Origin of the sequence: Tardiphaga sp. vice304 (genome assembly GCF_007018905.1) — a bacterium.
GTDB lineage: Bacteria > Pseudomonadota > Alphaproteobacteria > Rhizobiales > Xanthobacteraceae > Tardiphaga.
In genome coordinates, this window is sequence record NZ_CP041402.1 from 785,548 (window position 1) to 797,827 (window position 12,280).

The following is a 12,280-nucleotide window of genomic DNA, read 5'->3' on the forward strand; positions in this document are numbered from 1 at the left end:
GATTTCGGAGTTGATTTTCGTCAAATCTTTAAATGGAGTTGATACTACATCTAAAGCGAATTGCGGAGGGCGGATGTCGATCTATCGTTTGACCAATTTGCTTGCGCCGCGGTCCGTTGCACTCGTCGGCGCCAGCGCGCGCCCGGGGTCGGTCGGGCAGGCGGTGTTGCGAAACATTCTGGATGCAGGCTTTCCCGGTCCGTTCGGTGTCGTCAACGCCCGCCGCCACGAGATTGACGGACGTGTCACCGTCGGCAGCCTCTCCGAACTTTCCTTTGTGCCCGAGCTGGTGGTCATCACCGCGCCGGCAAGAGCGATTCCCGGTCTGGTCGAGGAAGCCGGACGCATCGGCAGCGCCGGGGTGGTGATCATCTCGTCCGGGCTGGGGCATGGCCCCGGCTCGCTGGCCGCCGAGGCCGAAGACGCCGCGCGTCGTCACCACCTGCGGCTGATCGGCCCGAACTGCGTCGGCCTGGCGATGCCGGATGTTCACCTCAACGCCAGCTTTGTCACCGGCACGCCGCGTGCCGGAGGGCTGGCGCTGATCTCGCAATCCGGCGCGATCGTCGCGGCGATGGTCGGCTGGGCCGCGCAGCGCGCGGTTGGCTTTTCCGGCCTTGTCTCGGTCGGCGATCAGCTCGACGTCGATATCGCCGATCTGCTCGATTTCTTCGCGCTGGACCCCAAGACCCGCGCCATCCTGCTCTATCTCGAAGCCGTCACGGACGCCCGCAAGTTCATGTCGGCCGCGCGCGCCGCCGCCCGGGTCAAGCCGGTGATCGTCGTCAAGGCCGGGCGCATGGCGCAGGGGGCGAAGGCGGCCGCGACCCATACCGGGGCGCTGGCCGGCTCGGACGCGGTCTATGACGCGGCCTTCCGCCGCGCCGGCCTGCTCCGCGTGCCGGATCTGCGCGAGATGTTTGATTGCGCCGAGGCGGTCGGCCGGATTGCGGCGCCAGCCGGCAAGCGGCTGGCAATCCTGACCAATGGCGGCGGCATCGGCGTGCTGGCGGTCGATCGGCTGGTCGAGCTGGGCGGCGTCGCCGCGCCGCTATCGGCCGCGACCCGCCAAAGGCTCGATGCCATACTGCCGCCGACCTGGTCCGGCGACAATCCCGTCGATATCATTGGCGACGCGGATGCGGCGCGCTACTCCGCCGCGGTCGATATCCTGCTGGCCGATCCGGACAGCGACGCCGTGCTGGTGATTTACGTCGAGGCGGCCATCGCGTCGGCTGACGCCATTGCGTCCGCGGTGTTGCAGGTCGTCGCCGCCGATAAACGGGCTCACGGTGATTCCGCCAAGCCGGTACTGGCGGCATGGGTCGGCGCCGACGCGGCGACGCGCGAAACGCTGAGCGCGGCCGGCATTCCCAACTACGCGACGGGCGGCGACGCGGTGCAGGGATTCATGCATCTGGTGCTGCATCGTGAGCTGGTCGAAACGCTGGCCCAGGTGCCGCCCGCGTTGCCGCAAGCATTCGAGCCGGATCTTGCTGTCGCCCGAAATATAGTGGTGGCCGCCGTCGACGAGGGGCGGCAATGGCTGGGTCCGATCGAGATCAAGCGGCTGTTCGATGCCTACCGGATCCCGATGATCGCGACCTTCGTCGCCACCGATGCCGCGCAGGCCGCGCATAACGCCGCGGGAATTCTGGCCGAGGGCGATGCGGTCGTTCTGAAAATCCTGTCGCGCGACATCACGCATAAATCCGATGTCGGCGGCGTGGTGCTCAACCTCTCAAGCGTGGAGGCGGTGCGTGTGGCAACCGTCGATATGCTGGCGCGCGTCCGATTGGCGCGCCCCGAGGCCGATATTGCCGGCGTGATGGTGCAGGCGATGCTGAAGCGGCCGAATGCGCGCGAACTGATCCTGGGCCTGGCCGACGACGCGACCTTCGGCCGGGTGGTGGTGTTCGGCCGCGGCGGCACGGCCGTCGAAGTCGTCAACGACAAGGCGCTGGCGCTGCCGCCGCTCGATCTGCCGCTGGCGCGGCAGTTGATCGCGCGCACGCAGGTGTCGCGGTTGCTGCCGGCCTATCGCGATGTGCCAGCGGTGCAGCCCGATGCGGTGGCGCTGGCGCTGGTCAAGCTGGCGCAGATGGCGGTCGATCTTCCACAGATCCGCGAGCTCGATATTAATCCGCTGCTGGCCGACGAACATGGCGTGATCGCGATCGATGCCCGCGTGGCGATCGGTGCCGTCGTTCCGAAATTCGGCGGCAGGGAGGCCGGCCATCTCGCGGTCCGGCCCTATCCCTCGCAATGGCAGCGGCATCTCAAGGTCCGGGATGGCTGGCATGTCTTTGTCCGCCCGATCCGCCCGGACGACGAGCCCGGGATCCAGGCGTTTCTGACCCATGTCAGCAGCGAGGACCGCCGGCTTCGTTTTCTGGCGCCGCTGAAAGAGTTCAGCCACGCCTTCATCGCCCGGCTGACGCAGCTCGATTATTCGCGCGCGATGGCCTTCGTCGCCTTCGATGCGGCCTCCGGCGACATGGTCGGCGTGGTGCGGCTGCATTCCGACTCGGTCTATGAGAGCGCCGAATACGCCATTCTGCTGCGCTCCGACCTGAAGGGCCGCGGACTGGGATGGGCCCTGATGCAATTGCTGATCGACTATGCGAAATCCGAAGGTCTGAAGCGGATCTATGGCGACGTGCTGCAGGACAATACCGTGATGCTGGCGATGTGCCGCGAACTGGGCTTCGAGGTGAAGACCAGCGCGGAAGAGCCGTCGCTGTGCCACGTGGTGCTACCCCTGGGGTGAGCGAAGCACAGGCCTTGTCGAATTCCCGCCGGATGCCGTACGACGGTAGGCCAGAGAATAGACAGGGGAACGCAATGACGACGGTTCAGGTGAGCAAGCGGGTGGCGGTGGTGGGGCTGGGTGCGATCGGGCGCGCCGTCGCGACGGCGCTGGACCGCGGCATGGACGGGCTGGTGCTGTCGGCGGTTGCCGTCAGCCATCCCGACAAGCATCGGGAGTTTCTCGCGGGCCTATCCACTCCGCCGCCGATCCTGCCGATCGATGGCCTGGCGGACGCGGCCGACATCGTGATCGAATGCGCGCCGGCCGCCCTGCTGCGCGGAATCGTCGAACCGTTCGTGAGGAGCGGCAAGACGGCGATCATCCTCAGCGTCGGTGCCTTGTTGGTGAACGACGATCTGATCGCGATTGCCAAGGCCCATGGCGGCCAGATCGTGGTGCCGACCGGCGCGCTGATCGGTCTCGACGCCGTCACCGCCGCCGCCGAGGGCGAGATCCATTCGGTACGCATGGTAACGCGCAAACCGGTCCGGGGCCTGGCGGGTGCGCCCTATATCGTCGAGCACAACATCGACATCGAGAGCATCACCGAGCCGCTGAAGATTTTTGATGGCAGCGCCCGCGAGGCGGCCAAGGGCTTCCCCGCCAATCTGAACGTCGCCGTCGCGCTGTCGCTGGCGGGCATCGGCCCGGACCGCACCCGGCTGGAAATCTGGGCGGATCCCGCGCTGACCCGCAACGTCCACCGCGTCGAGGTGGATGCGGACTCCGCCAGTTTCTCGATGACGATCGAGAACATCCCGTCGGAGAACCCGAAGACCGGCCGCATCACGGCGCTCTCGGTGATCGCCTATCTGCGCAAGCAGGGCGCGGCGTTGCGCGTCGGCACCTGATCCGGTTGCGGATTGAGAAAGGGCGCGAACATGCTTACAGACGTGTTCATTCCGCCCGCTGGCGCCCTCTGCACTCCTGGAGCCCCTGATGCTTGAAACACCGCGCGCCCGCCGGGGCATGGTCACGTCGCCGCATCATCTGGCGTCGCAGGCCGGGCTCGATATCCTGAAGGCCGGCGGCACGGCGGTCGAGGCCGCGATCGCGGTCGCGGCGTGCCTGTCGGTGGTCTATCCGCACATGACCGGGATCGGCGGCGATGGCTTCTGGCTGATCGCCGAGCCGGGTAAGCCGCCGACCACGGTGGACGCCTGCGGCCGCGCCGGCGCCGCGGTGGATCTGGCCTATTACGCCAAGCACGGCTGCCAGACGATTCCGTTCCGCGGGCCACTGGCCGCCAATACCGTCGCCGGCACGGTGTCGGGCTGGCAGAAGGCGCTCGATCTGTCGAAACACTGGCAGACGCCGCTGTCGCGCGAGCAATTGCTGGAGAGCGCGATCTACTATGCCGAGAGCGGCATCGTGGTGACGCGCAGCCAGTCCGAGCTCACCGCCGAGAAGGCGCCGGAGCTGCAGGACCAGCCGAACTTCGCCGCCGCCTTCATGCCGGGCGGCAAGGCGCCGGCGGAAGGCGACGTGCTCAAGCTCGCCGCGCTGGGCGCGACGCTGAAGCGGCTCGCCGCCGACGGCTTCGAGACCTTTTATGAGGGCAAGCTTGCCGACAGCATTGCCGCGGATCTCGTCCGCGTCGGCGCGCCGGTCACTGGCGACGACCTCCTGCGCCATCAGGCCAGCGAACGCCCGCCGCTGTCGGTCGCGGTGCACGGGGCAGAGCTGTTCAACATGGCGCCGCCGACGCAGGGTCTGTCGTCGCTGATGATCCTAGCGCTGTTCGACCGGCTCGGCGTGACGCAGGCCGAAGGTTTCGACCACATTCACGGCCTAGTCGAGGCGACCAAGCAGGCGTTCCTGGTTCGTGACGAGCATGTCGGCGACCCCGATTACATGACCGTCGATCCCGCCTCGTTCCTCGACGAGGCCTTGCTCGATGAGATGGCGAGCCGCATCGATCGCACCAAGGCGCTGCCGTGGCCGCATGTGCGAAAACCCGGCGATACGATCTGGCTCGGCGTCATCGACGGCCAGGGTCGCTCGGTGTCGTTCATCCAGTCGGTCTATTTCGAGTTCGGCTCTGGCGTGGTGCTGCCGGAAACCGGCATCTGCTGGCAGAACCGCGGCGCCTCGTTCCGCCTGCAAGCGTCCGGGTGGAATGCGCTGAAGCCGAACCGCAAGCCGTTCCACACGCTGAACCCGGCGATGGCGATCTTCGACGATGGCCGGCGCATGGTCTATGGCAATATGGGCGGCGAGGGCCAGCCGCAGACCCAGGCCGCAGTGTTCTCGCGCTACGGCATGTTCGGCACGCCGCTGCAGCAGGCGGTCAGCGCGCCGCGCTGGCTGCTCGGCAAGACCTGGGGCGACGAGAGCGTGACGCTGAAGCTGGAAGACCGCTTCGATCCCGCGCTGATCCGGCAGTTGAAGGACGCCGGCCACGAGGTCGAGGTGCTCGGCAGCTATACGAGCACGATGGGCCATGCCGGCGCGATCGTGCAGCATGCCAACGGCGTGCTGGAAGGCGCCACCGATCCACGCTCCGATGGTGCCGTGGCGGCGTGGTGAGCGCTCTTGCGAATCGTCCGCCGCGGCATAACTGAGGCGGATGATTTCAAGCGTTCTCGAAGAATTCGTCGACCGGCACCAGCGGCTGTTCGTCCTGACCGGCGCCGGTTGCAGCACGAATTCCGGCATTCCGGATTACCGCGACGCCGACGGCAACTGGAAGCGCACGCAGCCGATGACGTTCCAGGCCTTCATGGGCAGCGACGCCACACGGCGGCGCTACTGGGCGCGTAGCCTGCTCGGCTGGCGCCGCTTCGGCAGCGCGCAGCCCAATGACGCGCACCGCGCGCTGGCGCGGCTGCAGCAGATCGGCAAATGCGAGGCGCTGCTGACGCAGAACGTCGACGGCCTGCATGACGCCGCCGGCCACACCGGCGTGATCGACCTGCACGGCCGGCTCGACCAGGTGCGCTGCATGGGCTGCGAGCGCCGCATCCCCCGAGACGAGTTTCAGCACGAGATGGGCTTGCGCAATCCGGGCTGGCTCCTGCTCGACGCCAAGGCGGCGCCCGATGGCGACGCCGATCTGGAGAGCGATTATTTCGCCGCCTTCGACGTGCCGCCCTGCGCGCAATGCGGCGGCATCCTCAAGCCGGATGTCGTGTTCTTCGGCGAGACGGTGCCGCGCGAGCGCGTCGAGACCGCGATGGCGCATCTCGCAAAGGCCGACGCCATGCTGGTCGTCGGCTCCTCGCTGATGGTCTATTCCGGCTATCGCTTCGCGCAGACCGCGGCCAGGGGCGGCCTTCCGATCGCCGCGATCAATCTCGGCCGCACCCGCGCCGACGAGCAACTCGCTTTCAAGATCGAGCAGCGCTGCGAAGATGCTTTGGCGTTTTTGCTCTGAGCGCGAAATCTGGCGCCGCCAGCGTGTGGCATTGCGGCAGTGCTCGAACCGTTCCGTCTATCGGAGCATCCGACATTCGAGGCCGCGCCGGAACGGATAGATCTTTGTCCCTGCGCAAAGAGAAGCAGTCGAAACCGGATAGCTTCGCGCGGTCGAGTGCCGCAGCGAAAGTCGGCGCGGCCTGAAAGGTGCTGTCATGCCGAGCCCCAAGCTGAAGAATTATCGCGGACCGGCGCTGTTCTCGTTCGGTTTCCGGCCGTTCTTCCTGTTCGGTTCGCTCTATGCGGGCGCCGCCATGCTGGTCTGGCTGCCGGTTTTCTACGGCACGCTCGGGCTGGGCACGGCCTTCGCGCCGCGCGACTGGCACATTCACGAGATGCTGTTCGGCTACATCGCCGCGGTGCTCGCGGGCTTCCTCTTGACGGCGATCCCGAACTGGACCGGAAGATTGCCGCTGCAGGGCCGGCCGCTGATGGTGCTGTTCGCGGTGTGGGTCGCCGGGCGCATCGCGGTCAGCGTGTCGGCCACGATCGGCTGGGGTGCCGCGGCCGTCATCGATGGCGCGTTTCTCGTCCTGTTGGCGGCAGCCGCGGCGCGCGAAATCATCGCCGGTCGCAAATGGAGCAATCTCAATATCGTGGCCGTGGTCAGCCTGCTCGCGGCCGGCAATATCTTCTTCCATCTGGAAGCGCATGTCAGCGGGCTGGCCGACTACGCCAGCCGCGCGGGCATCGCCGTGGTGATGATGTTGATCTCGCTGATCGGCGGGCGCATCATCCCGAGCTTCACGCGCAACTGGCTGGCGAAGCGCGGAGCGGGACGGCTGTCGATCCCGTTCGGGCGGTTCGACATGATCACGCTGGGCATCAGCGCGCTGGTGTTGATCGGATGGATCGTCCGCCCGCTCGAGCCCGTGACGGGCGTTGCCCTGTTGATATGTAGCGGCCTGCACATCGCGCGCCTCGCGCGCTGGACCGGATACCGCACGACGTCCGACCGGCTGGTGCTGATTCTGCATCTGGCTTACGCCTTCGTGCCGCTGGGCTTCGTCCTCGCCGCGCTGAGTGCGTGGGATCTGGTCGCCCCAAGCGCCGGCATTCATGCCTGGACCGGCGGCGCCATCGGCACCATGACGCTCGCCGTCATGACGCGCGCCACGCTGGGCCACACCGGCCAGACCCTGCGGGCATCGCCGGCGACCCATCTGATCTATGCGGCGGTGATCGTTGCTGCCTTGTCGCGGGTCTGCGCGGTGCTGCAGCCCGATCATGCCGGACCGTTGCTGGCCATCGCCGGCGTGGCCTGGGCAGCCGCCTTCACCGGCTTTGCTGCGGCCTATGGCCCGGCGCTGTGCCGGCGCATGAAGTGAGCAGGTCTGCGCTGACCGTCTACGGCGCGGCGAGCTGGCGCAGCGTGCCGGCGCTTTCGCCGGCGACGATGTGCGGCCCGGTATTGACGTCGACGACCGCGGGGATCGAACTGATGATCGCGCCGTCCCAGCCGCCGCCGAGCGCCTTGGCCAGTGCGATGTATGACGTCGCGATCGCCACCCGGCTGATGATCAGGCTGTCTTCGGCGGTGTAGAACGAACGCTCCGCCGTCAGCGCTTCGAGGAAGCTGGTCGAGCCGGACGTATAGAGCGCGCGCGACAGCCGCGTCGCCTCGCCGTAGCGCCGCGCCGCCTCGCTCAGGCGCTGGATCTTGATGCGCTCCTGCGCCATCGAGACCAGCGCGTTCTCGACATCCTCCAGCGCGGTCAGCACCGATGAACGCCATGCCAGGTAATACTGGTCGCGCTGGGCGCCGGCGATATCCACCGCGGCGCGCAGCTTGCCGCCGTTGAAAATCGGCACGGAGAGGCTCGGTCCGACCGACCAGCCGATCGTGGACGCCTTGCCGAGGTCGCCGATGTTCAGCGCGGAGGTCGATACCGATCCGGTCAGGCTGACGCTGGGGTAGAGCGCGGCCTCGGCCTGGCCGACCCGGGCGGTGTATTGCGCATATAGCCGTTCCGCCTTGCGCACGTCCGGTCGCAGGATCAGCACGTCGGCGGGAATTCCCGTCGGCAGAGGCAGCCGCGGCGCGGGAATTTTCGCGACGCGCTTGAATGGCAGCGCCAGCGCGGTCGGTTCGCGGCCGAGCAGCACGCCGATGCGGTGCACCGCTTCGGCATAGCTGACTTCGTAGGTCGGGATGTAGGATTCGGTGGTCGCGGCGAGGCCCGCGGCATTGGCGGCGTCAACGGCCGAGGACGAACCGGCCTCGAATTTCTGCTGCGTCAGCAGCGCGGTCTGGCGCTGCGAGGCGGCGGTGCGGCGGGCCAGCGCGATCCGCGCCTGGTAGCCGCGCATCTCGACGTAATAGGCGGCGACGTCGCCGACCAGCGTCAGCAGCGTCGCGCGCAAATCGTCCTCGGCGGCATCGACGCCATAGGTCGCGGCTTCCACGGCGCGTTTGTTGCCGCCGAACAGGTCGAGCTCCCAGCTCGAATCGAAGCCGGCCTGATGCAGATTATAGGTGAACGGTGTTGCGCCGGCGCCGGCAGTACTGCCTGACGTGGCGGTGCTGGTGCCCGTCTGGTTATAGGTGCTGGAGCCGAAGCCATCGACCAGCGGCAACAGCGCGCCGATCGCCTGCCGCCGCGTCGCGCGGGCCTCGCGAATGCGCGCCTTGGCGGAGGCGACGTCGAGATTGCCTTCGACGGCCTCCTCGATCAGCCTGTTGAGCGTGGGGTCGCCGAGCCTGTTCCACCAATGCGCCAGCGACACCGGTCGGGTCACGGCGCTTGGCTTGGCATTGCCCCACTGCGTCGGCAGCGCGATCGGCGCGCCGAAATAGTCCGGGCCGACGGCGCAGGCGGACAGAGTGGTGCCGATCATCAGCAGGGCGCCGAGGCGTGTCGCCAGCGAGCGGCGGGAGGCGTTGGACGGATGGCTCATGGGGACACCGAGGGTGAAGCCGGCTTGATCTCGGCGGTTGCGTCAGTTTTCACGGGTTGTTTGCGCTTGAACAGGCGGCGGACCGCGACGAACAGCAGCGGCACGAAGAAGATGCCTAGCAGAGTCGCGGCGATCATGCCGCCCATCACGCCGATGCCGATCGAATTCTGCGCGCCGGAGCCGGCGCCGGAGGCGATCGCCAGCGGCGTGACGCCGAGGATGAAGGCGAACGAGGTCATGATGATCGGCCGCAGCCGCTGCCGCGCGGCATCCAGCGTGGCCTCCACCACGCCCATGCCGGAGGCCTCGCGTTCGATGGCGAATTCGATGATCAAAATCGCGTTTTTCGCGGCTAGGCCGATCGTGGTCAGCAGGCCGACCTTGACGTAGACGTCGTTGGTCTGACCGAACAGGAACGCGCCGAGCAAGGCGCCGAAGATGCCGATCGGCACCGACAGCATCACCGCCAGTGGGATCGACCAGCTCTCATAGAGCGCGGCGAGGCACAGGAACACCACGACCAGCGAGATCGAATACAGCGACGCCGCCTGGTTGCCGGACAGTCGCTCCTGCGCGGACAGCCCGGTCCATTCATGGCCGTAGCCGGATGGCAGTTCGGTCATCAGGCGGTCGATCTCGTCCATGCCGGCGCCGGAGCTGATGCCCGCGGCCGACTCGCCCTGGATTTCCACGGCGGAGGAGCCGTTGAAACGTTCGAGCCGCGGCGAGCCGAAGGTCCAGTGCCCGGAGGCGAAGGCGGAGAACGGCACCGTCACGCCCGACGCATTGCGGACGAACCAGCGGCCGATGTCGTCCGGCTGCATGCGAAAGTCCTTGTCGCCCTGCAAATAGACTTTCTTGACGCGGCCGCGGTCGATGAAGTCGTTGACATAGCTCGAGCCCCACGCAGTCGACAGCGTGGTGTTGACGTCGTCCAGCGACACGCCGAGCGCGCTGGCCTTCTCCTGGTCGATCTCGACCGAGTATTGCGGCTCGTCTTCCTGGCCGTTCGGACGGGTATTGGCGATCTGCTTGCTCTGCCCCGCGGCGGCCAGCAACTTGTTGCGGGTCTCGATCAGCGCGGCATGGCCGGCGCCGTTGATGTCCTGCAAATAGAAGCTGAAGCCGTTGGAATTGCCCATGCCCTGGATTGCGGGTGGCGCCAGCGCGAAGACGCGGGCGTCCTTGATCTTCGAAAAGAACGCCATCGCGCGGCCGGCAATCGCCGGCGCCGTCGAGGCCGCGCCCTTGCGCTCGTCGAACGGCTTGAGCTGGATGAAGGCGATGCCGATGTTCTGCCCGGCGCCGCCGAAGCCGAAACCGGCCGAGGCGAAGATGCCCTGCACGGCGTCCTTTTCGTTCTGGGTGTAGAAGTCCGTCACCTGCTTCAGGACGCGCAAGGTGCGGTCCTGGGTGGCACCGACCGGCAACTGTACGGTGGTGAGCAGGATGCCCTGGTCCTCCTGCGGCAGGAACGAACTCGGCAGCCGCGCGAACATCACGCCGGTGGCGACCGTGATCGCCACGAACAGCATCAGAAAGCGCTTCGATCGCGAGATCAGGCCTGCGGTGCCGTTGCGGTAGGCATGTGAGCTGCGGGCGAAGGTGCGGTTGAACCAGCCGAAGAAGCCTTTCTTCACGGCGTGTTTCTCGGGCTTCTTCAGCAGCGTGGCGCACAGTGCGGGCGTCAGGATGATGGCGACGATCACCGACAGCACCATCGCCGAGACGATGGTCACCGAGAACTGCCGGTAGATCACGCCGACCGCACCGCCGAAGAACGCCATCGGGATGAACACGGCGGACAACACCGTGGCGATGCCTACCAGCGCGCCGGTGATCTCGTCCATCGATTTGCGAGTCGCTTCCTTGGGCGACAGGTCTTCCTCTTCCATCACGCGCTCGACGTTCTCGACCACGACGATGGCGTCGTCGACCAAGAGGCCGATCGCCAGCACCATCGCGAACATCGTCAGCGTGTTGATGGAATAGCCGAAGATCGCCAGCACGCCGAAGGTGCCGAGCAGCACGACCGGCACTGCTAGCGTCGGGATGATGGTGGCGCGGATGTTCTGCAGGAACGCATACATCACGATGAAGACCAGAACGATCGCCTCGATCAGCGTCTTGACGACGTCCTCGATCGACAGCCGCACGAACGGCGTGGTGTCGTAGGGATACACCACCTCGACGCCCTGCGGGAACGTGGTCGACAGACGCTTGATGGTGGACTGCACGGCCTCGGCGGTGGCGATCGCGTTGGCGCCGGTTGCCAGCGTGATGGCGAGGCCGGCGGCGCTCTTGCCGTTATAGGTGGCGCTGGTGGTGTAGCTCTCGGCGCCGAGTTCGACGGTGGCGACATCGTTGAGTCGCACCAAGGATCCGTTGGTGTCGCTCTTCAGGATGATGCTGCGGAACTGCTCGGGGGTCTGCAATCGGCTGCGTACGGTGATGCTGGCATTGAGCTGCTGGCCGGGGCGAGCCGGCACGCCGCCGAGCTGACCGGCGGAAACCTGCGTGTTCTGCGCCTGGATCGCGGCGGAAACGTCGCTCGGCATCAGGGCATATTTGGCGAGCTTGTCCGGGTCCATCCAGATACGCATCGCATAGCCGGCACCGAACAGCTGCGTCTCGCCGACGCCGGTGACGCGCTTCAGGGTGTCGTTGAGCGTGCTGTTGACGTAGTCGGCGAGGTCGTTGGACGACAATTTGCCGTCGCTGGAGACGAAGCCGATCACCATCAGGAAGCCGGTGGCCGATTTGGTGACCGCAAGCCCCGTAGTCTGCACGATCTGCGGTAGCAGCGCGGTGATCAGCTGCAGCTTGTTCTGCACCTGCATCTGCGCGATGTCGGCATTGGCGCCGCTCTTGAAGGTGATGGTGATGGTGGCGGAGCCGGTCGAGGTCGAGGTCGACGTCATGTAGTCGAGGTTGTCGATGCCAGTCAGGCCCTGCTCGATCACCTTGGTGACCGAGTTTTCTACCGTCTGCGCGTTGGCGCCCGGATAGGTGGCGTTGATCTTGACGGTGGTCGGCGCGATCTGCGGATATTGCGCGATCGACAGCCCGGTCAGCGCGAGCAGGCCGCCCAGCATGATCGTGATGGCGATGACCCAGGCAAAGATCGGGCGGTCGATGAAGAAGCGCGACATC

At 66.7% G+C, this 12,280-nt stretch carries 7 protein-coding genes; 5 read left to right on the forward strand and 2 right to left on the reverse strand.

The window, feature by feature from the left end:
* Positions 1-73: 73 nt before the first annotated feature.
* The 5 genes from FNL56_RS03720 to FNL56_RS03740 all read left to right on the forward strand — a co-directional run bounded on the left by FNL56_RS03720 (position 74) and on the right by FNL56_RS03740 (position 7,557).
* Positions 74-2,770 carry a bifunctional acetate--CoA ligase family protein/GNAT family N-acetyltransferase gene (locus FNL56_RS03720; RefSeq protein ID WP_143577495.1) on the forward strand — a complete coding sequence of 899 codons (2,697 nt, stop codon included), beginning with the start codon at positions 74-76 and terminating at the stop codon, positions 2,768-2,770.
* Between the two features lie 74 nt (positions 2,771-2,844).
* Entirely contained in the window at positions 2,845-3,663 is an 819-nt protein-coding gene (locus tag FNL56_RS03725) for an aspartate dehydrogenase (RefSeq protein WP_143571654.1), read from the forward strand.
* A gap of 88 nt (positions 3,664-3,751) precedes the next feature.
* Positions 3,752-5,341 (forward strand): gamma-glutamyltransferase family protein, encoded by a 1,590-nt coding sequence (locus FNL56_RS03730; protein ID WP_143571655.1) that lies wholly within the window; start codon positions 3,752-3,754, stop codon positions 5,339-5,341.
* A gap of 40 nt (positions 5,342-5,381) precedes the next feature.
* Positions 5,382-6,188 (forward strand): NAD-dependent protein deacetylase, encoded by an 807-nt coding sequence (locus tag FNL56_RS03735; protein ID WP_143577497.1) that lies wholly within the window; start codon positions 5,382-5,384, stop codon positions 6,186-6,188.
* Positions 6,189-6,384: 196 nt separating this feature from the next.
* Positions 6,385-7,557 carry an NnrS family protein gene (locus tag FNL56_RS03740; protein WP_143571657.1) on the forward strand — a complete coding sequence of 391 codons (1,173 nt, stop codon included), beginning with the start codon at positions 6,385-6,387 and terminating at the stop codon, positions 7,555-7,557.
* Positions 7,558-7,576: 19 nt separating this feature from the next.
* Here FNL56_RS03740 and FNL56_RS03745 read toward each other — a convergent pair whose 3' ends face one another.
* Both FNL56_RS03745 and FNL56_RS03750 read right to left on the reverse strand, forming a co-directional pair.
* The gene (locus tag FNL56_RS03745; RefSeq protein WP_246661619.1) at positions 7,577-9,127 is read right to left on the reverse strand and encodes an efflux transporter outer membrane subunit; all 1,551 of its coding nucleotides are present in this window, start codon (positions 9,125-9,127) and stop codon (positions 7,577-7,579) included.
* The gene (locus FNL56_RS03750) at positions 9,124-12,279 is read right to left on the reverse strand and encodes an efflux RND transporter permease subunit (RefSeq protein WP_143578781.1); all 3,156 of its coding nucleotides are present in this window, start codon (positions 12,277-12,279) and stop codon (positions 9,124-9,126) included. Before FNL56_RS03750 ends, FNL56_RS03745 begins: the two co-directional genes overlap by 4 nt.
* Position 12,280: the final 1 nt, after the last annotated feature.